Origin of the sequence: Glaciimonas sp. CA11.2, assembly GCF_034314045.1 — a bacterium.
GTDB lineage: Bacteria > Pseudomonadota > Gammaproteobacteria > Burkholderiales > Burkholderiaceae_D > Glaciimonas.
In genome coordinates this window covers 3,189,012-3,210,551 of the sequence record NZ_JAVIWL010000001.1, presented here as the reverse complement: position 1 = coordinate 3,210,551, position 21,540 = coordinate 3,189,012, and the positions used below count along the sequence as shown (strand labels likewise).

The window sequence follows — 21,540 nt, the reverse complement described above, 5'->3', positions numbered from 1 at the left end:
AAAAAGTTAAGTGAATCTGGCAAGGATACGCAAATCCTCGCCTATTTGCTTGATCTCGTAAAATTTCAACAAAAATTTATCCTGCAAGTTATCTAGACCAGGAAGATCAAACATACCCCGTGCATCCCCCAAAATCGTCGGTGCAAGGTAAACAAGTAGTTCGTCGACGCATCCTTCCCTGATTAATGACGCATTTAACTTAGCACCCGCTTCGACGTGTATTTCATTAATTTGGCGTTTGCCCAGCGCCAAAATGACTTGTGGCAAGTCGACTTTGCCTTGCGCGTTGGGGATCACAACGACTTCTGCCCCTCTTTCTTGAAGAAGTGCTTCCTTTTCGGTATTGCCGACGGCGGAGAAAATTAATGTCGGCTCACCGCTTAAAATGCGCGCTTTCGGGTCAATACCCAGTTTGCTGTCGATGATGACACGCAATGGTTGCCGTACCACCGAAATGGCCCGCACGGTCAGTTGCGGATCATCTTGCTTTACCGTCCCGATTCCGGTCAAAATTACACCAGCGCGGGCGCGCCAGAGATGCCCGTCGTCACGTGCTTGAGAAGAGGTAATCCACTGACTTTGTCCATTATAGAGCGCCGTTCTACCGTCCAGACTCGCGGCGACCTTGAGTCTGACCCATGGCTTCCCACTCTGCATACGAGAGAAAAAACCAATGTTCAGCTCCCGTGCCTGTTCTGCCAGAACGTCAGTTTCTACGACAATTCCTGCAGCCCTGAGTCGTTCAAAACCCTTACCGGCAACCAAAGGATTAGGATCGGCCATTGCTGCCACCACTTTTGCCAGGCCAGCGCTCACCAATGCATCCGCGCAAGGCGGTGTGCGCCCGAAGTGACTACAAGGTTCAAGAGTCACATAAGCGGTTGCACCCTGCACATCATGCCCTTTGGAACGTGCATCGTTAAGCGCTTCAACTTCAGCATGATTGCCGCCAGGCGATTGTGTATGCCCTTCGCCAATAATCAAACCATCTTTGACGATGACACAACCGATGGCTGGATTTGGCGCACTGGTGAACAATCCCTGTTCTGCCAGTCGCAATGCGTGGGCCATAAATACATCAGCGTGCGTCATATAGTGAACCTGTTGAAAGTAATAAGAAGTAGCAAGTTGTTATTAAGCAGCAGATAAGTTATGAGCCGCATAAGCCGCTTCATTGCGCTAACTTGGCCAAGTTGGCTCAGACTGCGTAGTAGCCGCATTATTACGTAGTGTAACAATACTCGTCATAACAGTCCGCAATTTACCGTCCGTCGCCATCTGCTCCACGCCATCGCAATCAACGTAACGCTGCGGCGTGCTGGCATTGCGCTCACTGGCATGTAATTGCAAACACAATTTGACGCGGACCACCCTTTTCCAATTTTGATGCTGGTCTGGCGATAATCCATCAACTTGTGTCGCGGTCAAAAACTGTTTCACAGAAAATCCATCAATCGCCGCCACACCAAAAACAAGCCGCATATTCTCTACGTTATTAAGTATGGGCTGCGCAATACTACGGCCATTGCCGCTATTACCTTGGCAATACAAGGATGTCGTTTTTCGACCTGACGGCGTGGCAACAAAAAATCTATTGCTGGCTATCGCCACAGCCTTACTAGCGCTGTAGCCGGGGTGACTCTCAGGCAAAGCAACTACACCAGCCTGAGAACCGTTGCAATCAGCGCCTGCACCATTATCAAAATCAAACGTATCTGCCACGCGATAGGCGACTTCAAATGCAGCCGCTCCCTCATCACTGCTGTTGCAAACAAATCCGTGCGACAACGGTTTAGTAAACCCAGAGTCACAGCCTCGCAAGCCCTGTCCGGGTTTACCGTTTAGGCCAACAAAATCTGTTTTATCGACTTCAGCAGCGTTGACACTAGCAGACGTCAAATGCCCAAAACCGGCTTGCCGCAAGTTTAACTCCATCAATTGCATGGCATAGCGACCATCTTGCTGCAACCGAAGCTGGTTTTGATTCATCCGGTAACTCGTCTTACTACCAAAATACAAACTGCCTACCGCTGCGATTAATCCAACGCTAATCATCATCGTCACCATCAATTCAACAATGGTGACGCCGCCTTCACGCGCCTTGCAAACCTTACGATATAAATCGGGGGCGCGCGCCAGTCTTTGTCGCCTGAAAAATATTATCCGCATTCTGAGGTGCCTACCAGTACGTTCATGCGACCACTTCGGCTCAAACAAATAACCCGCTCAAATTTACCCTCGTGACGCAATACCAGCTTGGTAAAACTCGCTCCGGGACGCCCCAAACCGTCGTACTTGATCACTTTATTCTGACCGATGACGCTGGTATTGCGGTGTAATGCGGCATGTCGGAGCAAGGCCACCTTTTCACCTGGTACCATCACAATCCAACCGCTACCCCAATCGTCATCGGGACGTCCCTCGCTGGCGCTGGAGATGCATAATACCGGTTTCGATTCAGCATGAACACTACGACAAATCACCACTGAACGGCCGCGCTTGATGGCCTCCGTGCGTGCCAGCGTTGCTGCGGCAACAAATTGATTCACGTATATGCTCATCCGCGTTTCGATAATAAAAGCACGCATCGATGGCGCACCAATGGCGAGCAATATGATCACGACTAGCATCGCGATCATTATCTCAATCAGGGTAAAACCATAACGCAATGTGAATGCTGGAAAGGACAATGGAACAGAAACAACGGCAGAATGCGGTATCAAAGACAGCCTCGCATCGAATGAAGGAGGAGCGAATACTATCGTCTTTTATTACAACTGAACCACTTTCGACGAGGAAAATGGACCAACTTAAGCCTAGGATTAATCGCGGACTTAATCCTGCGCCGGGCAGAGTGCAGAACTTAGGAAGTTGAGTGCTATTTTTTTCGGGTCGGCCCTGAAAATTCTTCGATCATATTTTGAAATTCTGCCACGTCCTCAAAGCTTTTATACACTGACGCAAAGCGAATATACGCAATTTTATCAAGTTGCTTCAGCTCATGCATGACCAGTTCTCCCACACGACCGGTGATGACTTCACGCTCACCGCTGGCAAGCAATTTTTCTTTTATTTTTTGCAATGCCTCATCCACCGATTCTGCAGAGACTGGGCGCTTACGTAGCGCGAGCATCAAACTTGCACGCAATTTTTCAGGATCAAATTCGGTACGACTGCCATTTTTTTTGACGATCACCGGCATCACCAACTCAATCCGTTCGTGAGTCGTAAATCGCTTATCGCATTTAGTACAACGGCGACGACGACGGATGGCATCCCCTTCTTCTGAAACACGCGTGTCCAGAACCTGGGTTTCTTCATGGTGGCAGAATGGACATTTCATGATGGCAGCAATCTAAATAACGGTTGATCGACGCTCTGTTGGCTAGCACATTATTTTTCTTTTGCTATCGCCATATTATAGGGGCCCATTTTAGTTAAAAACCAGAATGGACCCGGACTTAATGCTTACGCTTAGGACTGATGATACTTAATGCCTAGACCTGATCCTGGTATCGAGTATCGGTATAAATGCTGATAGTGAATGCCGAGAACGGAGGCGCAAATAAAATCGCCTTAACCGCCGCTAATACCGTTCAAGTATTAGCGGGGTCAAAAAAATAATCTATTGCATACCGGCAAACAAATACATCAAACTAAAGGATCAGCCATACACAGGAAATGCGTCAGTCAATTTCTTGACTTCAACTTTAACGCGCTCAATCGTCGCCGCATCGTGCGGGTTATCCAGCACATCGGCGATCAAATGTCCGATCTTGGTCGCTTCCGCCTCCTTAAATCCGCGCGTTGTCAGCGCTGGACTACCGACACGAATACCGGAAGTGACGAATGGTTTTTCCGGATCATTTGGAATAGCATTTTTATTACAAGTCATGTGCGCGGAGCCGAGAATGGCTTCCGCTTCTTTACCTGTAATATTTTTAGCGCGCAAATCAACCAGCATGACGTGCGACTCGGTACGACCGGAAACAATGCGCAAACCACGAGAAATCAACGCTTTAGCCAATGCATCGGCGTTCTTCACGACTTGTTGTTGATAGGTTTTGAATTCTGGTGTCAGCGCTTCCTTAAAGGCAACAGCTTTTCCCGCAATCACGTGCATCAGCGGACCGCCCTGGATACCAGGGAAAATCGCCGAGTTGATGATCTTTTCGTATTCCGCTTTCATCAAAATAATACCGCCGCGTGGTCCACGTAAAGACTTGTGCGTTGTCGAGGTAACGAAGTCAGCGTAAGGCACCGGGTTCGGATACTCGCCCGCCGCGATCAAGCCAGCGTAATGCGCCATGTCGACCATAAAATAAGCACCAACCGCTTTAGCGACTTTGGAAATTCGCTCAAAATCGATTCGCAACGCATAGGCGGAAGCACCGGCGATGATCAGCTTTGGTTTACTTTCGTGTGCGAGGCGCTCCAGCGCCTCGTAATCGATTTCTTCTTTTTCATTGAGACCGTACGAAACCACATTAAACCATTTGCCAGACATGTTTAACGCCATGCCGTGTGTCAAGTGACCGCCTTCAGCCAGTGACATGCCCATGATTGTGTCGCCGGGTTTCAATACTGCAAAGAAAACGCCCTGATTTGCTTGCGAGCCCGAATTGGGCTGCACGTTAGCTGCTTCTGCCCCGAACAGCGCTTTTACGCGATCAATGGCCAGTTGCTCAACCACGTCGACAAATTCACAGCCGCCGTAGTAGCGCTTGCCCGGATAACCTTCGGCGTACTTATTAGTGAGTTGTGTCCCTTGCGCTTCCATTACTGCTGGCGAACAATAGTTTTCCGACGCGATCAGTTCGATATGTTCTTGCTGACGATGATTTTCATTCTGAATGGCGGTCCACAATTCTGGATCGACGTTAGAGATGGTATGGTTTTTTTCAAACATGATGATTCCAATCGATAGAGGTTAACCTTTTCAGGTTCTGCATCGAATGAGGGCCAAAAAGAAGGGGGAATGCGGCAGCCTCAGTCGTACGTTCCATTCGGGCTGCCCAGGCGCACGGCGGTAAAATCTCACGCTTCCCGATGGTTGCCCATCTTTCCCGGAGTCGAAGCAGATTGCATCGGTCCGGTTTTCGCCAGTTACGTGAGACGAAATGGTAGACGTATTGTAAGTGAAGGGCATCGATAGAGCAAGATTGTCAAAAGCCGACAAAGGCGGTCGGAGCACCATCTCATGGGCGATACTAGTTTTTAAAACCACGGGTTTGGGCTACAATTTCTACTTATTTTGCACCGCAGCACGGGAATGATCACTCACACGGTCAGTTTCATTGCTAAAAAACAAGATTAAAGATGCACTTTCATCGACAGTCTTAAACCTTAGTCTTAATACTTAGCTAGTCATGCATGCTTTTTACGTATTAAACTTACCCATTTCGGTTCACTGTAACCATACAGAGCACATCAGCCAACACACCATGAACGCAGTATTATCTGAGACAGCAAAAGACTTCAACTGGTCCATCCGCGTGTACTACGAAGACACTGACGCCGGCGGAGTTGTTTTTTATGCAAACTATTTGAAATTTTTCGAGCGCGCACGCACTGAATGGTTGCGCACGGCGGGAATTGAACAGAGCCAGTTGGTCAAAACCGATGAAGTCATGTTTGTTGTCAAAAGCACCGCACTCGATTATCAAGCCCCAGCGCGTCTTGACGATGAACTTAATTTGACCGTCATTGTCGAAAAAATTGGCCGTGTTGCCGTTGATTTCATACAACAGGCTTGGCGTTATGACGAAGAGACGCCAAAATTATTAGCAACTGGTCGCATTAAAGTAGTGTGTGTTAATACCCATACATTTCGACCTGCGGCAATTCCACAAAGAGTATTAGACCAAATTCGTCCCACACAAATTTCCATCAATGACATAACGAACGCACCTTTTTAATTGCGCTCCAGACACGACAATCCAATCTATCAATGCTGCTAAATGCTGATCAGAAACTGAAAGCACCTGGTAACGATTACAATCACTCTTTACGCACCTCAGTGCTCTCAAGAAATTTAATCATCATTTAGCGCTAATATAAAACCACAGATCGTTTTGCTAACACTTTGAATGGCGTTAGTTAAGACAGCTGCCCAAGACCATTTATCCAGACTGCCTACATGACCGTCACTCAAGATCTTTCGTTTCTCACTCTCATCACCAATGCTTCTGTGCTTGTGCAACTTGTCATGCTGCTATTGTTAGCAGTCTCTGTGATGAGTTGGACATACATATTCCGCAAGATGTTCGCCATCAGAAGCGCGCGCGCCCAAACAGAAGAGTTCGAACGGGCCTTCTGGTCAGGCGGAAATCTCACCGAGTTGTATCAGGGAACGACCTCAAATCGTCGCCGTGGCGCAGGTGCAACAGGTGCGATGGAACGTATTTTTGCCGCTGGAATGGATGAATTCAGCAAAATCAAAGCATCCGCCGGACATAAAGCCAGTACTGATTCTGCTGCGTTGCTAGATGGTTCGCGCCGAGCGATGCGTGCCGCGTATCAACGTGAAATGGATGCGCTAGAATCTCATCTGGCGTTCCTGGCTTCAGTCGGCTCGGTCTCGCCTTACGTTGGTTTGTTCGGCACCGTGTGGGGCATTATGAATGCGTTCCGTGGCCTGGCAAATGTCCAGCAAGCAACATTGGCGGCCGTTGCTCCGGGTATTGCCGAAGCGTTGATCGCCACCGCGATTGGTCTTTTTGCCGCGATTCCGGCGGTTGTTGCTTACAACCGTTTTGCGCATGATGTAGACCGTTTGGCGATCCGCTTTGAAAGTTTCATCGAAGAATTCTCTAACATCTTGCAACGGCAGGCACGCTAATGACGGGCTTCTCATCCATGCGCGGAGGACGTCCGCGCAAATTCAAAGCAGAAATCAACGTCGTGCCGTATATCGACGTCATGATGGTTTTGCTGGTGATTTTTATGGTTTCGGCCCCGATGGTCAATCCCAATGTCATCAACTTACCCACCGCTGCTAAGTCTGTCGCGCCGCCTACGGAATACATCGAAATCGCACTGAAAGCCAATGGCGATTCAAGCGTGCGTATCAATGGCAAGAAAACTGGTGGCAGCCAAGCCGAAACAGTCGAAAAAAATAAACTGAAAGCCAAATTGCAATCGCTTCACGATGACAATCCTGATATGCCAGTGATGATCTCGGCAGAAAAAGATATTAAGTATGATGAGGTCATACAGGTTATTTCTGAAGCCAAAATAATGGGTATCAACCGTGTTGGATTGGCGACCAAGTGACGAACTGCCGCAAATTGACAGTCTGCTCATGACAGATCGCATCCCTTACTCAATACCAAAAGAACCGGGTCGATGGCGCGCTATCGCTCTGGCAGCAGCAGTGCATGCGGCGTTGATCGTATTCCTGTGGATCGGCGTCCATTGGCAAAGCCAAGTACCCGTAGCCGTTGAGGCAGAAGTATGGAGCCCGGAGGTACGGGAAGCGGCACCGCCGCCGCCAACACCAACGCCGCCGCCAGAACCGATAGAAAAACCAGTCCCGCAACCCGTGCAGAAACCCGTTGCAACGGAAGCACCACCGCCACCAAAAGTGGTTCAGCCGGTCGTGCCTGATCCCGAAATTGCATTAGAAAAAGAGCGAAAGCGGAAAGTACAAGAGAAGAAGGATCGAGATCATGCCGAGCAGGTTCTTGAGGATAAAGAACGCCAGCGTAAAGCCGACGAACAGGAAAAAGCGCAGGAGAAAAAAGATGCCGCAAAATTAGCCGATAAGCTGGCTGCGAAGCAGAAAGCGGCTGACGATAAGAAAAAAGCGGATGCTGATGCAAAAAAAGCAGCGGAAGCAGACGACAAATTGAAGCAGAAACAGGAGGCGGCAAAAGAGGCGGCTAAAAAAGCTGCTATCGACAAACAACGCAAGGCCGACGATGCAGCTTCCGACAAACGACATAATGATGATATGAAGCGGTTACTGGGACAGGCTACCGGCAATGGCGCATCGAATAGCACCGGCACCGCCGCACAATCTCAAGGACCGCGTGGCGATCCTGGTTACGCCCAAAAAGTTGGTGCCAAAATAAAAGGATTTATCAACTTTAACGTGCCCGATGGCATGGCTGGAAATCCGTCGGTAGAATATGAAGTACAGCTACTTCCAGATGGATCAGTGGCCAGTATTCACTTGCGAAAACCCTCAGGTGTCTCGGGTTTCGACGAAGCGGTAAAGCGTGCAATTGAGAGATCTGCACCTTATCCAAAAGATAAATCGGGTTCTGTTCCCTCTAGCTTCATCGGAATCCATAAACCGAAAGATCAATAAACTATGAAAAAGAACCCATCAAGCCCGTTAATCGGGACTTGGATACGACATTCAGTACGCTCAATTGCCGTGATCGGTATAGCCGTCACAGCCCTGATATCGACGCCATTGGTGTATGCCCAGTTACGCATTGAAACTGCAGGCGTGGGCGCCACGCAAATTCCTATCGCAATCGCTGGTTTTAGCAATGAAAATCTGGCACCGCAACAAATTACAGCGATCATTAAAGCTGATTTGTCGCGTAGCGGCATGTTTAAGATTATCGATACCAGCGACGTGGTCTCCGACGCATCGCAAATCAACTACGGTGATTGGAAATCACGTGGGGCCGACGCCTTGGTTGTGGGTAGTGTAGAAAAATTAGCCGATGGCCGGTTCGACGTCCGCTATAAGTTGCTCGATACAGTTAAGTCAGCCCAGCTTTCTGGACTGTCACTGTCGTCGTCTGCCCAATACACCCGCGTTTCAGCGCATAAAATTGCCGACGATATTTATCAAAAACTGATCGGCATTCGTGGTGCTTTTGCTACGCGTATTGCGTACGTCACTAAATCTGGTAAAGAATATCGTTTGGAAATTGCCGATGCAGATGGCGAAGGTACGCAAGTCGCTCTGCGATCCAACGAACCTATCATTTCGCCAGCTTGGTCGCCTGATGGAACCAAGGTAGCATATGTGTCATTTGAAGCAAAAAAACCGATTGTGTACGTGCAGAATCTAGTGACAAAACAACGCACTATTATTGCTAACTACAAGGGTAGTAACTCGGCCCCATCCTGGTCGCCTGATGGCACCAAAATCGCGATTGCCCTGGCGCGCGACAGCCTGACCCAAGTGTACGTTGTCAATGCTGATGGTAGCAGCCTGCGTCGTTTGACAAATACTTCCGGCATTGACACCGAGCCGCAATTCTCTGCTGACGGACAAAGTATTTACTTCACCAGCGATCGCAGTGGTGGCCCGCAAATTTACAAGATGAGTGCTAATGGGGGAGAGGCCCAACGCGTGACTTTTAGCGGTAATTACAACATCAGTCCTCGAATTTCGCCAGATGGCAAAACATTGGCGTATATTTCTCGTCGGAGCGGTGGCTTCCAATTGTACGCCATGGATTTAGGTAACAACCAAGAGCAGCGTTTGTCGGATACGGTTAAAGACGAGTCCCCAAGCTTCTCGCCAAACGGTCAATACATTATGTATGCAACCGAGTCTGGCGGCCGTCGTGGATCGCTCGCGGTTGTCTCAGTCGATGGCCGTGTCAAACAACGATTGACCGTTCAGGCCGGCGATATCAGGGAGCCGACCTGGGGCCCGTTTATGAAGTAATTACCAAGTAGTAGTTCCATCGCGATGTGTATTAAAGTTAAGTAATAAGTAAAACAATAGGACTTACGCAAAATTGTCCCAGCAGCGGGCTTGCCAACCCTGCCGACAAAGAACGTTAGGAAAGCACAACCCCATTGGGGCGATTTTGCAGAAGTCCTGAACAACTCACCTCTCTGGAGAATAATAATGCGCCACCTCAGTAGCTTTGCCCTTATCGTTTCAAGCGCCGTTTTACTTGCCGCATGCTCATCCCCTGTCAAGCTTGACGACAAGGCTAAGATCGAAGACCGCGGCAGCATGACCGGTGGAGCAGATCCACGTTCCGTCAACCCGGTCAACGCTGGTTCAAGCGATGCATTGAATGACCCGCAAGGCGTTCTGTCCAAGCGCAGCATTTATTTCGACTACGATAGCTATTCGGTCAAAGAAGAGTTCCGCTCTGTTGTTGAAGCGCACGCTAAATACCTGATCGCTAACAAGGGTCGTAAGATCATCATTCAAGGCAATACCGATGACCGCGGCGGTCGCGAATACAATCTGGCACTGGGCCAGAAACGTGCTGAAGCAGTTCGTAAAGCAATGGCATTGCTAGGTGTTCCTGATGCACAGGTAGAAGCCGTTTCTCTGGGCAAAGAAAAGCCTAAAGCACTGGGCAACGACGAAGCGTCTTTCGCTGAGAATCGTCGCGCAGATATCGTTTATTAATAAACCAAGTGATGATCATGCGGATTTTTTCTAAATCAACGCTGACTGCGGCCTTGCTGGCCGCAGGTTGCTTTGCACCGATAGCCCACGCCGGTTTGTTTGACGATGCTGAAGCACGACGCGCAATTCTTGATATTCGCAGCAGAATTGATGCGGTGAATGCCCGCGTCGACGGTAAAGCGGATAAGAGCAGCTCACTTAGTCTGGCTGATCAAAACGATCAATTGAATCAAGAGATCGCCAAGCTACGAGGACAGATTGAAGTGTTGACCAACGAGGTTGCCAATACGCAGCAACGCCAGAAAGATTTTTATGTCGATCTGGATAATCGTTTGCGTAAACTGGAGCCGCAAAAAGTCAACGTTGATGGCCAGGAAGTCAGCATTGATCCTAACGAGCAGAAATCGTATGACGCTGCGCTAGCCAGTTTCAAGGGTGGCGACTACAAAGGCGCTACCGCGGCGTTCTCCGATTATCTGAGGCGCTATCCAGCGTCAGGCTTTGCGCCTTCGGCACAATACTGGTTGGGCAATTCGTACTTTGCGCAACGCGACTATAAAAACGCCATAGCGGCACAGCAAGTGGTGATCAAAAAATATCCCGACAATCCGAAAGCGGCTGACGCTCTTTTGAACATGTCGAGTAGTTACACTGAGTTGAAGGACAAGGGCGCTGCAAAAAAATCACTTGAGCAAGTCATCTCTCAATATCCAAACACGCCTGCGGCTGTGACTGCTAAAGAACGTTTAGCCGGTGCAAAGTGAATTAAAAGCAGTCTTTTCACGAAGATGAAATAAAAAGACAAGAGTAGTTTGACATAGTGCCTACACCTTCTCTATAATAGCGTTCTTTCGGGTCGTTAGCTCAGCTGGTAGAGCAGCGGACTTTTAATCCGTTGGTCGCAGGTTCGAATCCCGCACGGCCTACCACGAATAAAAAAGGGTTTTAGACGAAATCTAAAACCCTTTGTTATTTCAGAAATTTTCAGAAATAACGTCGTTTAGTTTTTAAGTAAGTGTGAACAAAAGACGGCTTTTTTGATTGCACTTAGCAGCACTGTTTTGGGTCGTTAGCTCAGCTGGTAGAGCAGCGGACTTTTAATCCGTTGGTCGCAGGTTCGAATCCCGCACGGCCTACCAAAATAAAAAGGGTTCCAGATTTCGATCTGGAACCCTTTTGTATTTCTGCTTCATCCTCTATTTTGTTCAGCCGTTGCTTCTGTCATGTTGACGTCGTTTTCGGCACCGGGTCTCTACCTTAAAAAGCCATCACACTTTTCCCAGTAAGCCACACGGCTATTTTTAATCCAGGCTCTCAGCTTTACCAATATTTTTGAGATCACTGACCAAACCCAGTCAATCCAACTAACGCACCGACAGCCAAAAACCATAATGGATGTAATCGGGTTTTCAACGTACCCACGACGCAACCCAGTGTGATCGCTCCCAATATCAAGGCATGAACGGATGCCTCCGTGATCAATGACGCGCTCGCCGCCACCAAACCAACCGTCACAGGAACCAGACCAGCCTGCACAATACCGCGCCAAGGCTCATCCTTAAACCGTCGCCAATAATGCAAGGTAATGCCGGTGAGTATCGATGACGGGCCGAATTTTGCGATTGACGTCACAATCACGCCTGGCCACCCTGCTACATGCCAGCCAACCAGCGTCACCACCATCATGTTTGGCCCCGGTGCGGCCTGCGCCAGCGCGAACATGGCACTGAACTCCTGCGCCGACATCCAGTGATGAATATGGACAACCTGACGCTGCATCTCTGGCAGTATGGTATTGCCACCGCCAAAGGCAAGCAATGAAAGTTCTGAAAAAATGGCAGCAAGGGAAAGAAGAACTGCAATCATGCCGCCCACCGCCATGTAACAAGAATACTGACAGGAACCAAGACCAACATTGTTGGTAATAACGGCAAACGCAACAACGCAATCGCGACGAAGAAGGTGGCTGCTATCAAGATCCCTAACGGTTTGCGGCGTAGCGGTGTTGCCATCTTTAAAGCGGTCGATATAAGTAACCCCGCCGCCGCCGCCGCGAGACCGGCAAACATATGCGCGATATGGGTATCATTCTGAAAGCGCTCGTAAATAACCCCAAGGGCAATCACAATGGCAGTCGGCGCCGCGATCAATCCCAGCAGAGCGGCAAGCGCACCTCGGATACCACGAAACTGCAATCCGATCGCTACCGAGAGATTAATGATATTGCCACCGGGCAGAAACTGACACAGACCAAGAAGATCAGTGAACTCCGCATCGGTTAGCCACCGACGCTGCTCAACCAACATACGGCGTGCCAGAGGTAGCACTCCACCAAATCCGATCAATCCCAACCCGAGAAACCCTAAAAATAATGCCCGCACCGATGGCGGTTCCTGTGCGGGATGATTATTGTGCGCAGGGTCAGATTGTTGTGCCGCCCGTTCGGTTTGCACCTTCGTTGGTATCACCGCCTGCATTTCCGTTTGCGTCACCACTCGTATCACCATTTGTTTCACCACTTTTTTTGATCGGAGTATGGGAGATTTTTGGATCACCCTAATCGCTAAGCACAACCAGCTACCCAGTTGGCAACGGTTGGCGATTTAGTCGACATCTCATTTTTTTAAAATCTAAAAGTTGCAGCGGTCCTATAATCCATCGGATAGCGATTATTCACATTCTGACGATATAGATGAGTTTTGCTGGTTAGCCGTATTTTATATTGATACAAACTCTGCCGCACGGCACTTAAAAGGACGTCAGAAGGAACAGGAAGCGCTTAATGGGGAGTGCGAGTGCAAGCCGGTCTGACGTCAACAAAATAGGGCACGACCACCATTGCCTCGCCTCGCGGGTCGACAACATTACTGGTGAAGCCTGGATTCAACATTAGAGGAAATAAAAAAACCGCTGCAATAGATGGCAACGGTTTTTTTAGAAAAGTACAGCATTAGTTCTGATTGATACCTTCAACCTGAATCTTCAATTTTACTTCCTGTTTGAAACCCATTTTTTTGCCGTAGTCGATGCCAAAATCATCACGATTAAATTTACCGTCAACGTCGGCACCGCACACTTCACGCTTCAACATTGGGTTGATCTTGCAAAGAAAATCGTCAATCTTAAGATTCACTTTCTTAGTGAAGCCGTGCATCGTCAGTTCGCCCTCAACTTCTTTCGGGACGTCGCCGTCAAACTTGATGAACTTTCCTTTATAGGTAACCTCAGGAAATTTAGCGACGTCAAACATATCGGCGCTTTTAGCGTGATCGTTCAGCTTGGCATTACCAAAGTCGATTGATGCAGGATCAATTTTGATCTCGATTGATCCTGTTTTGGCAGCACGATCGAGCAACACGGTACCGCTACTTTTCGTGAATTTGCCACGCCATTTAGACAAACCGCCCATGTGATCGGCCTCAAAACTTGGATACGTATGAGTCGGATCCAGATTATAGGTCGCGGGAGCAGCCATTGCAGCGGTTGCAAACAGTGCCGCAAAGGCAGCAACCAAAGTACGTAGTTTCATCGTTTTCCTTTTCATTGAATGAATGGCCTCAAAACTTAGCCGTGTGTCATAAAAATTCTTAGCGCATCAACTTAATGCATCAACTTAGTCCCTCAAAATTTGCAGACCTTTTGCTTACGAGGTTTGACGGACACTTATTTTTTTACTGCAGTGACAATACGAAATTTGATCTGTACTTCATCAGCGACAACTGAGGTATCTTTCCAATCGCCCTCGCCTATGCTGAACGCGTTGCGTTTAATCGGCAATACGCCTTCAAACACGTTACCCCCAGCATCCTGCTTATAGCTCGCACCAATTACAACATCTTGCGTCCGGCCCTTGATGGTAAGTTTACCGACAACGTCATATTTGCCAGACACGCCCTGCTTAATACTGCTGGAAACAAACGTCGCTTTAGGATATTTAGCAGTATCAAACCAGTCCTTACCGCGTACTTCTTTGTTGTACTCTTCCGCGCCAATGTCGAAACTCGCCATATCGATATCGACCTTGGCTGTTGATTGCGCCAACTTAGCTGGATTGAAATCTACCGTTGCTTCAAATTTTTTAAATTTACCGTCCATCGGGACGCCCAATTGTTTGGCTACAATGCTGACCGAACTTTTAGCCACATCAAGTTGTGCCCAGGCAGTATTAGCCATCCCGGCTATCGCACCAATCAGAGCCAGTACTATCGTCGATTTTGCTATCGTCGATTGCATAAGAAAATTTTTCACTAACATTACTCCTTCATTATTTTTCGAATCATTTCAAGGGCGTTTCTTTTATCCCTGATCAGGAAGTGAAAAAACTTACTTTAGAAATGGCAGCATACGACTCAACGTACCATCACGGTCAATCAACTGATGCTTCAATGCAGCCAGAACATGCGCTAACACAATTGTCGCCATCAAATAATTCAACCAGACATGCGTCGGTCCCAAAATAGATTTTAGCTGATCATTTTTTTCAATCAGCATGGGCATTTTAAACAAACCCAAATACACCACAGGAATCCCTGATGCGGCGCTGTAAAAATAACCCGTCAGCGGAATCGCGATAATCAACACATACAACAGTTGATGTACCAGATGCGCAGCTTTCTGCTGCCAACGAGGAATACCCATCGGCAAAGGCGGAGCTGGATGTAATAAGCGCCATGCAACGCGGATCACCGCCAAGCCAAAGACCGTCACGCCGAGCCATTTATGCCACGAAAATAACTTCAGTTTTTGCGGCGTAAGGCCGGGGATGCCGGTCATATACCAGCCCATCCCAAACGCTGCAAAAATTAATAGTGCGACCAACCAGTGCATCCTGATAGCGGTTGTTGTATAGCGAATAGGGGTGTTTGAATTTTTCATACGCTCATGGTTGTTCGTTGCCTCTGAAGCAATGCATTGACTGTACCGTAAGTAGCAAAGTTCCGCATCGACCAAAATAGACTCATTCAAATTTCTTAAATGATATTTTAATATCATCGGATAGCGTGGCGACAGCGTAGGAACAGAAGTCGTCATACAATAACGCATCCCATTATCAAACAAACCATGGTTATTGGTCGGGATCGAATTTAAGTGCACGAAATTAAGTGACTCAACTTAAGTGGAGATATGAAGACATCGCCGATAAAGTCTTCGATACTACCCATCTAGCCAAGAAAAGAGAGAAATCCCAATGCGCGTTATTGAAATTACACAACATGGTGGGCCAGACGTATTACAAATCCGTGAACGCCCTATTCCCGTTTTTAAGGCCGGTGAATTGCTGATCAAGGTCCAGGTAGCTGGCGTCAATCGTCCAGACGTGTTTCAGCGCAGTGGCAACTACGCGCCCCCACCTGATGCCTCGGATTTGCCCGGACTGGAAGTCGCCGGCGAAATAGTCGATGGAGACTTTTCTGAAACACACTTTAAAAAAGGCGATCTAGTTTGTGCATTGGTTCCTGGCGGCGGATACGCGGAATATTGCACCACGCCTGCTGTGCAATGTCTACCTATTCCCAAGAATTGGACCGTGCTCGAGGCCGCCTCCTTACCTGAGACCTTCTTTACTGTATGGAGTAATGTTTTTGAGCGGGGCAGATTAACGGGAAACGAAACCTTATTGGTTCAAGGCGGTAGTTCGGGAATCGGTGCAGCCGCGATACAAATTGCCACAGCGCTTGGACACCAGGTTTTTGCCACCGCTGGTTCGGACGAAAAATGCCGGGCTTGTGAAGATCTGGGTGCTGTTCGGGCTATCAATTACCGCACTGAAGATTTTGTAGAGGTGGTGAAATCATTGACCGCTGGGAAAGGCGTGGATGTCATTCTGGATATGGTGGCAGGTGATTATGCACCGCGCGAAATAGATTGCATGGCTGAAGACGGTCGTCTCGTTTTCATTGCGACGCTAGGTGGAAATAGTGCCAAGCTGAACTTTAGTAAAATCATGATGCGCCGTCTGACCATCACCGGCTCAACGTTACGACCGCGGCCGATTGCTTTCAAAGGTGCTGTCGCGGCCCAACTACAAACGCGCATCTGGCCGTTGTTGGCAGCTGGAGAAATTAAGCCGGTGATCTTTAAAACCTTCCCGCTCGAACAGGCTGCGCAAGCGCATGCTTTGATGGAGAGCAGCACGCATATCGGCAAAATTATGCTGACGATCGATGGGCCAAAGGATCAGCAGCAATAATGGATATGCAATAATTGAGACTATCAATTGAGACGAAGCGTTGCTTATGGTACCAATTAAAAAAGCAGCCATCTGGCTGCTTTTTTAATAACGACAATACTTATCTAACACTATCTTACACTACCGAAACCATTAATCTAAGGGCACACTGCGATACCGATTCACTTCGGATGGTGATACCAACGTAGCGCTGTTACCCCAGGAGTTGCGAATGTAGGAAACTACGGCCGCAACTTCTGCATCCGTTAAATCCTGCGCGAACGGCGGCATTCCGTAAGGGCGCGGATTGCCAACCGTTGTCGGCGCAAAACCACCGTACATGACAACCCGTATCGCGTTGACCGCAGATGGCATCGTAATAGCACGATTACCCTTCAATGGCGGATAGGCTGAAGGCGCACCTTTGCCGGAAGTAAGGTGACATGCAACACAATTGTCTTTGTAGACCTTTGCGCCTAATTCAAGGACTTGATCGATCTCATGCGGCCGCGCATATTCCTTCTCTGCAACCGGCCGGCCATCTGAACGAGGTAACGTTTTTAGGTAGACCGCCATTGCAGTAATATCCTTATCATGCAAATGCTGCAAACTGGCCGACACCACTTCGGCCATGGGCCCAAACACTGCACTGCGCGACGATACACCCGTCTTTAGCAGCGCCGCGATATGTGATATCTCCCAATCACCCAAACCGATCTCGACGTCGGACGTTAATGATGGTGCATACCAGTTCACGACAGGAATAAAGCCACCGCCGAGTTCGCCTTTCAGATTGAGTCCTCCCAGCGCGTTACGCGCTGAATGGCAGGCGCTGCAATGGCCGAGACCCTGAACCAGATAGGCACCGCGGTTCCACTCCACCGATTGCGCACTTTCGGGCTGATACACACCAGGCCGAAAATATAGAGCGCGCCAACCATAAAGCAAAACACGATTGTTATACGGAAATCGTAACTGTGGCGCAGTGTTCTTTTGCTTTACTGCTGGCATGCTTTGCAAGTACGCAAACATGGCATCGGCGTCCGATCGCGATACTTTTGTGTAATTGGTATAGGGGAAAGCGGGGTATAACAAACTGCCATCCTTCGACTTGCCGTTATGTAGCGCGCGCCAAAAATCGTTTGCGTTCCAACGCCCGATTCCGGTTTGCTGATCAGGTGTCAGATTCGGTGCGTAAATCGCGCCGAATGGCGTAACAATTGCTCGCCCGCCCGCATATTTTTGCCCACCGCGAACGGTGTGGCAAGCCATGCAATCTCCGGCACGGGTGAGATAAGCACCGCGCGCAATTTGATCGGCAAGTTGATGCGGTGCTAGTGGAGCTAGTGGTGCTGCTATCTGCGTGGCGCGCGGATCAGCATCGTCGATATTCATAAACGCCAGCCACCCGATGATGATAATCGCCAGCAGGACCAGGCTGCCAATACTCCATAACAAAATACGCTTAAAACGTGTCATGCATCTCTCCGCTCAATGTGGAACGCTGCCACAGGCAAGCGGAAGTTTTAGCGCTGAGGGAGCGGCCGCAGTCGCGCCTTCAGGAACAGGTTGCGCAGCTAGCCAGGAGGCGACCGCACCGATATCGGCAGCGCTTAGTCGCTTCGCCACTTGCGACATACAATCCGGTACCGCAGCGTGCCGCACGCCGGTCTGCCAGGCACCGATCTGCGCGACCAGATAATCACGCGGTAAGCCAAGTAACCCCGGAGTTGCCGGCAGAACGCCAGTCATTGCCGTGCCATGACAGGCAATGCATGCGGGGATTTTTTTGCTAACGTCGCCATGTTGCACCAAAGTTTGTCCACGCTGAAAATCGGCAGTCGATAGCGTAAATGGTTGTGGTGGCGGATAAGGTGGATGTTGATCTGAAAAGTAATCGGCTATTTCGCGTAAATAAGTATCAGACATATGATCGACCATATAAGTCATCATCGGATATTGTCGGCGTCCGCTGCGAAAGTTGACGAGCTGGTTGTACAGATAGCCTGCCGGTTTACCGGCGATACGCGGGTAATAACCGTCGCTGGCGGCGCGTCCTTGCTTGCCGTGACACGCGGTACAGGCCAACAATCGCTGTCCGATCGTATCCGGAACCGATGCTTGATCAACATCCACAACGGGGACGGCATTGGCTCCGATAGCCTGCGCGGCAAAGCCAACGCAACTACAGGACAAAACAACGCATATGCTAACGCGCACTACCGCATGCCACGCACGATGTAACGCTTGCGTGTTGAGACGAATTAACATTGGTTTAACCATCTTTCGGGCGATTACTTTGCATGTGGGAAGTTGCCTGTTTTACAGTGTTTTGTGATTTGCGCCATCCAAAAGAGCACACCTTCTTCTAACAACCTAGCTAGCCTCCCCGATCTCGTATTGTTTGCGGCGCACGCCAAGCCGTGCCATTGAACAAGAATCAGTGAGCGAATAGAGAGTAAGGACACAATCATAGAATATGAAATAAAAACAGTCTCGGAGTATACCAATGTTCGGCAAATAAGACGGTGCACTGTATTGTGAAATCGCAGTCGCAGCATATGTCGCATGCAACATATCGCGATGACATAGCGGTCAATGATGATAACGACGGCGTAAAAACCGCGCGATGGGAGGATGATAGATGAAATACTGCACGTCATTAAAAAACGTACAGCATCAAGCTGTCACAGCAAGCGGGGCGGGGCGAGCCGTAACTATTCAGCAAAAATAACGTGCCATGGTGACAGGCGCACTCTACTTTTTATCGGAATCGCGTACTTCCGTTGACACCATGGGACGATCCTTACCGGGTGCGTCGGTATTCGCGTAGACCTGCTCTTCCAGGATATCAAGCTGCTGACTCCCATCCAATGCGTGACCAAACGCAGATTGACGATGTGATGATGCCCGTCGTGACGAGTTGGTTTTCTCTACTTCAGTTGGTATGACTGCGGACTTAGGCGATTGTTTACTTTCAGGCATGAGATCCTCCTATTGATATAACAATGGCAATTCGATACACAGGATTTTTTCTTCCAAATAGTCCGCACTGAGACTGTTCAGGCTACCTTTTTACTATATCAAAAGCCATAAAACAATATAATCAGGACTTACGCAAAATTGTCCCAGCAACGTGCTTGCCAACCATGCCGGCGCAGACAGTACGCTAGTACTGCGCCACGTTGACGGCAAGGAAAGCACAACGACGCTAGAGCATTTTTGCGTAAGTCCTGACAACTAAGTATCCTCCGAATACGGTCAATGGCAAGCACTGCTTATAAAAACGAAAATGCCGATGCGGGGGCTTCCCAGATCGGCATTTGTTGTATTACGTCATTTCTTATTAGCTGCCAGGGTGAAAACGCCATTACGCAACGACGCACTCATCCTTTAATAATCACCCTGCTTTAACGCTCGTAATAGCCATGATCGTAGCGCGGTTCATAGTCTCGATGATTATAATCTTGACGCTCATAAACCCGTGCTGGTTGATAATAGACTTGCGGTGCCGGGCGATAATAAACTGGTTCAGGACGCACATAGACTGCGGGAGGCGCGTAATAAGCAGTTGAACGGCGGTTGTAATCGCCGCGATCATAGTAACCACGATCGTGATAACCTCGACCTTGATTGCCACCCGCGCTCGCGCCAACCACTGCACCCAGCACACCACCTAAAACCGCGCCATTCCGACCACCAACGACGCTACCAATAGCAGCTCCCGCGACACCACCGATTACCAGATTAGTCCCTTGGTCATACGCTGACGCCGAGACAGAAACAGTAGTAGCTGCAGCAATAAACAGCGCGGAGATGATTACTTTTTTGGTTAACATGAAATAGTCCTTTCAGGATCGACATACGGTGCGACTCTTATGGTTAACTCAGCCAGGCTGATATTCCCAAAAACATCGTTGATAAGCTTTAAATTACCTATTCACGATGCGTTGAATTGAATATAGCAGTGTTAGAACCAAGTAAAGCGCTTCGAAACAGACTATTACACCTGCGAGAGATTGGTTACGTTTTGATGCTTTTTACGATTTACCGCGTCTAGCTACATTTTTAACGTGCCAGAGCGTGTTGAGATATGAGTTGAAATTGCGAACGAGTAGCCGCCTTAGACGCAGCAAAATAACAAACGTCCACATCGAACAGAGCAATGAAGACTAATTTAAGACTAATTTCGCACCTTGCGTTTATCGACGATCAGCTTCAGCAGTTGCCCCTGTGTCAATTGCTGCTCGAGCATTGGCAGCGTCTTAATCGCAAACTCCTTAACATCGGCATCTTTCGCTCTTTTTTGCGCCTGCTCAAACAATGCGATCCGGTCCTTGTGCGCCAGGACACCGATCTCTCGACTGAATTCTTTATCAAAACGAATTCCGCTAAGTTTTGATAATTTCAAAATGGTTGCCCGCTGCATCTTATTGGGATTCAAGGGAAGTATCACTCCCTTGGCCAAGGCCAATCGTCCCAATTCTGTTGTTATTACATCTTGATCAGCGATTAGCGCGGCAGCAAATTTTTTCACTTCAGGACTACTAAGACGCCTCTGTGCTAACTTACTTGCCTCTACTTCGGTATAGCCGCCCTCGGCAACGTGACGCAGAAACAGACCTTCATGGCGCGACAAGTCAGCTGCGCTAACGCCACCAGCAAATGCCATTGCCAGCACAAAAAATCCGCCCCTCGACTGAAGGGCGAAGCGGGATAAGTATTGTGTAATTGGTTGGATTACTGCCACCTTCATATCAACTTTGCAACTTTCCATAAGTTAAGATTTATACAAAAATAGATACAGCCATTCACCTCCCCTCACGCCCAGTCAGCATCTCGGCTATCAACACAAAAACACCTCAGCATTACAACAAAATAGCGTGATCTTTATACGACTAATCATTTTCCATGAGGGAAAAGTCCTACAAAGCAATGCGTGGTTGACCGATAGCCATTGCATCTGCAAAGGCAAATAATACGAATATAAACCGTCATTCTCAGAAAATATCAAAAAATGTCAGTT

General features: G+C 48.7%; 23 protein-coding genes, 2 tRNA genes and 1 riboswitch. Of the genes, 10 read left to right on the top strand and 15 right to left on the bottom strand.

Annotated elements, in window-relative coordinates; genetic code table 11:
- Nucleotides 1–6 precede the first annotated feature (6 nt).
- From ribD to glyA, 5 genes are all read right to left on the bottom strand, one after another.
- Nucleotides 7–1,092, bottom strand: coding sequence for a bifunctional diaminohydroxyphosphoribosylaminopyrimidine deaminase/5-amino-6-(5-phosphoribosylamino)uracil reductase RibD (ribD, locus tag RGU75_RS13965; RefSeq protein ID WP_322236885.1), 1,086 nt, complete (start codon nucleotides 1,090–1,092; stop codon nucleotides 7–9).
- An 87-nt stretch (nucleotides 1,093–1,179) separates the two neighbouring features.
- Nucleotides 1,180–2,169: a PilW family protein gene (locus RGU75_RS13960; protein WP_322236883.1), complete on the bottom strand. Its 990-nt coding sequence runs from the start codon at nucleotides 2,167–2,169 to the stop codon at nucleotides 1,180–1,182.
- The gene (locus tag RGU75_RS13955) at nucleotides 2,160–2,723 is read right to left on the bottom strand and encodes a GspH/FimT family pseudopilin (protein WP_322236881.1); all 564 of its coding nucleotides are present in this window, start codon (nucleotides 2,721–2,723) and stop codon (nucleotides 2,160–2,162) included. Before RGU75_RS13955 ends, RGU75_RS13960 begins: the two co-directional genes overlap by 10 nt.
- 155 nt (nucleotides 2,724–2,878) lie before the next feature.
- Complete coding sequence (gene nrdR, locus RGU75_RS13950; RefSeq protein WP_322236879.1) at nucleotides 2,879–3,343, bottom strand: transcriptional regulator NrdR; 465 nt, start codon at nucleotides 3,341–3,343, stop codon at nucleotides 2,879–2,881.
- A gap of 321 nt (nucleotides 3,344–3,664) precedes the next feature.
- Nucleotides 3,665–4,909: a serine hydroxymethyltransferase gene (gene glyA / locus RGU75_RS13945; protein ID WP_322236877.1), complete on the bottom strand. Its 1,245-nt coding sequence runs from the start codon at nucleotides 4,907–4,909 to the stop codon at nucleotides 3,665–3,667.
- A gap of 97 nt (nucleotides 4,910–5,006) precedes the next feature.
- A riboswitch (ZMP/ZTP riboswitch) is annotated at nucleotides 5,007–5,120 on the bottom strand.
- A gap of 324 nt (nucleotides 5,121–5,444) precedes the next feature.
- Between glyA and ybgC the strand changes: the two genes are divergently transcribed.
- The 9 genes from ybgC to RGU75_RS13900 all read left to right on the top strand — a co-directional run bounded on the left by ybgC (nucleotide 5,445) and on the right by RGU75_RS13900 (nucleotide 11,484).
- The gene (ybgC, locus tag RGU75_RS13940; RefSeq protein ID WP_322240521.1) at nucleotides 5,445–5,918 is read left to right on the top strand and encodes a tol-pal system-associated acyl-CoA thioesterase; all 474 of its coding nucleotides are present in this window, start codon (nucleotides 5,445–5,447) and stop codon (nucleotides 5,916–5,918) included.
- 221 nt (nucleotides 5,919–6,139) lie between these two features.
- Nucleotides 6,140–6,841, top strand: a complete 702-nt coding sequence (gene tolQ / locus RGU75_RS13935) for a protein TolQ (protein ID WP_322236875.1) — start codon at nucleotides 6,140–6,142, stop codon at nucleotides 6,839–6,841.
- On the top strand, nucleotides 6,841–7,275 hold the full coding sequence (locus tag RGU75_RS13930; RefSeq protein ID WP_322236873.1) for an ExbD/TolR family protein: 435 nt from the start codon (nucleotides 6,841–6,843) through the stop codon (nucleotides 7,273–7,275). Before tolQ ends, RGU75_RS13930 begins: the two co-directional genes overlap by 1 nt.
- Nucleotides 7,276–7,303: 28 nt before the next feature.
- Nucleotides 7,304–8,314, top strand: coding sequence for a cell envelope integrity protein TolA (gene tolA / locus RGU75_RS13925; protein WP_322236871.1), 1,011 nt, complete (start codon nucleotides 7,304–7,306; stop codon nucleotides 8,312–8,314).
- A 3-nt stretch (nucleotides 8,315–8,317) separates the two neighbouring features.
- On the top strand, nucleotides 8,318–9,640 hold the full coding sequence (gene tolB, locus RGU75_RS13920; RefSeq protein ID WP_322236869.1) for a Tol-Pal system beta propeller repeat protein TolB: 1,323 nt from the start codon (nucleotides 8,318–8,320) through the stop codon (nucleotides 9,638–9,640).
- 186 nt (nucleotides 9,641–9,826) lie between these two features.
- Nucleotides 9,827–10,345 (top strand): peptidoglycan-associated lipoprotein Pal, encoded by a 519-nt coding sequence (gene pal / locus RGU75_RS13915; protein WP_322236867.1) that lies wholly within the window; start codon nucleotides 9,827–9,829, stop codon nucleotides 10,343–10,345.
- 17 nt (nucleotides 10,346–10,362) lie between these two features.
- A complete protein-coding gene (gene ybgF / locus RGU75_RS13910) occupies nucleotides 10,363–11,109 on the top strand; it encodes a tol-pal system protein YbgF (protein WP_322236865.1) in 747 nt (248 codons plus the stop codon).
- 89 nt (nucleotides 11,110–11,198) lie between these two features.
- Nucleotides 11,199–11,274 (top strand) — tRNA-Lys (locus RGU75_RS13905).
- Nucleotides 11,275–11,408: 134 nt separating this feature from the next.
- A tRNA-Lys gene (locus RGU75_RS13900) sits at nucleotides 11,409–11,484 on the top strand.
- A 199-nt stretch (nucleotides 11,485–11,683) separates the two neighbouring features.
- Here the strand turns inward: RGU75_RS13900 and RGU75_RS13895 are convergent.
- From RGU75_RS13895 to RGU75_RS13875, 5 genes are all read right to left on the bottom strand, one after another.
- The gene (locus RGU75_RS13895) at nucleotides 11,684–12,211 is read right to left on the bottom strand and encodes a chromate transporter (RefSeq protein WP_322236863.1); all 528 of its coding nucleotides are present in this window, start codon (nucleotides 12,209–12,211) and stop codon (nucleotides 11,684–11,686) included.
- Nucleotides 12,208–12,852: a chromate transporter gene (locus tag RGU75_RS13890; RefSeq protein ID WP_322236861.1), complete on the bottom strand. Its 645-nt coding sequence runs from the start codon at nucleotides 12,850–12,852 to the stop codon at nucleotides 12,208–12,210. The genes RGU75_RS13895 and RGU75_RS13890 overlap by 4 nt, the downstream gene beginning before the upstream one ends.
- Before the next feature lie 443 nt (nucleotides 12,853–13,295).
- A complete protein-coding gene (locus RGU75_RS13885) occupies nucleotides 13,296–13,874 on the bottom strand; it encodes a YceI family protein (protein WP_322236859.1) in 579 nt (192 codons plus the stop codon).
- Between the two features lie 134 nt (nucleotides 13,875–14,008).
- Nucleotides 14,009–14,518, bottom strand: a complete 510-nt coding sequence (locus tag RGU75_RS13880) for a YceI family protein (RefSeq protein ID WP_416186870.1) — start codon at nucleotides 14,516–14,518, stop codon at nucleotides 14,009–14,011.
- A gap of 150 nt (nucleotides 14,519–14,668) precedes the next feature.
- The gene (locus RGU75_RS13875; RefSeq protein ID WP_322236855.1) at nucleotides 14,669–15,220 is read right to left on the bottom strand and encodes a cytochrome b; all 552 of its coding nucleotides are present in this window, start codon (nucleotides 15,218–15,220) and stop codon (nucleotides 14,669–14,671) included.
- 313 nt (nucleotides 15,221–15,533) lie between these two features.
- Here RGU75_RS13875 and RGU75_RS13870 point away from each other — a divergent pair, with 313 nt between their 5' ends.
- Nucleotides 15,534–16,535, top strand: coding sequence for an NAD(P)H-quinone oxidoreductase (locus RGU75_RS13870; RefSeq protein ID WP_322236853.1), 1,002 nt, complete (start codon nucleotides 15,534–15,536; stop codon nucleotides 16,533–16,535).
- Between the two features lie 132 nt (nucleotides 16,536–16,667).
- On the opposite strand, the gene RGU75_RS13865 is transcribed toward RGU75_RS13870, so the two are convergent.
- The 5 genes from RGU75_RS13865 to RGU75_RS13845 all read right to left on the bottom strand — a co-directional run bounded on the left by RGU75_RS13865 (nucleotide 16,668) and on the right by RGU75_RS13845 (nucleotide 21,291).
- Nucleotides 16,668–17,993 (bottom strand): c-type cytochrome, encoded by a 1,326-nt coding sequence (locus RGU75_RS13865; RefSeq protein ID WP_322236851.1) that lies wholly within the window; start codon nucleotides 17,991–17,993, stop codon nucleotides 16,668–16,670.
- 12 nt (nucleotides 17,994–18,005) lie between these two features.
- The gene (locus tag RGU75_RS13860) at nucleotides 18,006–18,785 is read right to left on the bottom strand and encodes a c-type cytochrome (protein ID WP_322236849.1); all 780 of its coding nucleotides are present in this window, start codon (nucleotides 18,783–18,785) and stop codon (nucleotides 18,006–18,008) included.
- A gap of 486 nt (nucleotides 18,786–19,271) precedes the next feature.
- Nucleotides 19,272–19,499: a hypothetical protein gene (locus tag RGU75_RS13855; RefSeq protein WP_322236847.1), complete on the bottom strand. Its 228-nt coding sequence runs from the start codon at nucleotides 19,497–19,499 to the stop codon at nucleotides 19,272–19,274.
- 425 nt (nucleotides 19,500–19,924) lie between these two features.
- Complete coding sequence (locus tag RGU75_RS13850; RefSeq protein ID WP_322236845.1) at nucleotides 19,925–20,353, bottom strand: glycine zipper 2TM domain-containing protein; 429 nt, start codon at nucleotides 20,351–20,353, stop codon at nucleotides 19,925–19,927.
- Nucleotides 20,354–20,697: 344 nt separating this feature from the next.
- Nucleotides 20,698–21,291, bottom strand: coding sequence for a DUF4142 domain-containing protein (locus tag RGU75_RS13845; protein WP_322236843.1), 594 nt, complete (start codon nucleotides 21,289–21,291; stop codon nucleotides 20,698–20,700).
- Between the last annotated feature and the right edge of the window lie 249 nt (nucleotides 21,292–21,540).

Excerpts from the sequence above, each read along its gene's own strand:
- RGU75_RS13885 (WP_322236859.1), bottom strand. The coding sequence starts at position 13,874 with ATGAAACTACGTACTTTGGTTGCTGCCTTTGCGGCACTGTTTGCAACC.
- RGU75_RS13875 (WP_322236855.1), bottom strand. The coding sequence starts at position 15,220 with ATGAAAAATTCAAACACCCCTATTCGCTATACAACAACCGCTATCAGG.
- RGU75_RS13960 (WP_322236883.1), bottom strand. The coding sequence starts at position 2,169 with ATGCGGATAATATTTTTCAGGCGACAAAGACTGGCGCGCGCCCCCGAT.
- RGU75_RS13860 (WP_322236849.1), bottom strand. The coding sequence starts at position 18,785 with ATGTTAATTCGTCTCAACACGCAAGCGTTACATCGTGCGTGGCATGCG.
- RGU75_RS13930 (WP_322236873.1), top strand. The coding sequence starts at position 6,841 with ATGACGGGCTTCTCATCCATGCGCGGAGGACGTCCGCGCAAATTCAAA.
- RGU75_RS13855 (WP_322236847.1), bottom strand. The coding sequence starts at position 19,499 with ATGCCTGAAAGTAAACAATCGCCTAAGTCCGCAGTCATACCAACTGAA.
- nrdR (WP_322236879.1), bottom strand. The coding sequence starts at position 3,343 with ATGAAATGTCCATTCTGCCACCATGAAGAAACCCAGGTTCTGGACACG.
- RGU75_RS13845 (WP_322236843.1), bottom strand. The coding sequence starts at position 21,291 with ATGGAAAGTTGCAAAGTTGATATGAAGGTGGCAGTAATCCAACCAATT.
- ribD (WP_322236885.1), bottom strand. The coding sequence starts at position 1,092 with ATGACGCACGCTGATGTATTTATGGCCCACGCATTGCGACTGGCAGAA.
- RGU75_RS13865 (WP_322236851.1), bottom strand. The coding sequence starts at position 17,993 with ATGACACGTTTTAAGCGTATTTTGTTATGGAGTATTGGCAGCCTGGTC.
- RGU75_RS13880 (WP_416186870.1), bottom strand. The coding sequence starts at position 14,518 with ATGGCTAATACTGCCTGGGCACAACTTGATGTGGCTAAAAGTTCGGTC.
- RGU75_RS13870 (WP_322236853.1), top strand. The coding sequence starts at position 15,534 with ATGCGCGTTATTGAAATTACACAACATGGTGGGCCAGACGTATTACAA.
- tolB (WP_322236869.1), top strand. The coding sequence starts at position 8,318 with ATGAAAAAGAACCCATCAAGCCCGTTAATCGGGACTTGGATACGACAT.
- tolA (WP_322236871.1), top strand. The coding sequence starts at position 7,304 with ATGACAGATCGCATCCCTTACTCAATACCAAAAGAACCGGGTCGATGG.
- tolQ (WP_322236875.1), top strand. The coding sequence starts at position 6,140 with ATGACCGTCACTCAAGATCTTTCGTTTCTCACTCTCATCACCAATGCT.
- RGU75_RS13895 (WP_322236863.1), bottom strand. The coding sequence starts at position 12,211 with ATGATTGCAGTTCTTCTTTCCCTTGCTGCCATTTTTTCAGAACTTTCA.
- ybgF (WP_322236865.1), top strand. The coding sequence starts at position 10,363 with ATGCGGATTTTTTCTAAATCAACGCTGACTGCGGCCTTGCTGGCCGCA.
- pal (WP_322236867.1), top strand. The coding sequence starts at position 9,827 with ATGCGCCACCTCAGTAGCTTTGCCCTTATCGTTTCAAGCGCCGTTTTA.
- RGU75_RS13890 (WP_322236861.1), bottom strand. The coding sequence starts at position 12,852 with ATGGTGATACGAGTGGTGACGCAAACGGAAATGCAGGCGGTGATACCA.
- ybgC (WP_322240521.1), top strand. The coding sequence starts at position 5,445 with ATGAACGCAGTATTATCTGAGACAGCAAAAGACTTCAACTGGTCCATC.
- RGU75_RS13850 (WP_322236845.1), bottom strand. The coding sequence starts at position 20,353 with ATGTTAACCAAAAAAGTAATCATCTCCGCGCTGTTTATTGCTGCAGCT.
- glyA (WP_322236877.1), bottom strand. The coding sequence starts at position 4,909 with ATGTTTGAAAAAAACCATACCATCTCTAACGTCGATCCAGAATTGTGG.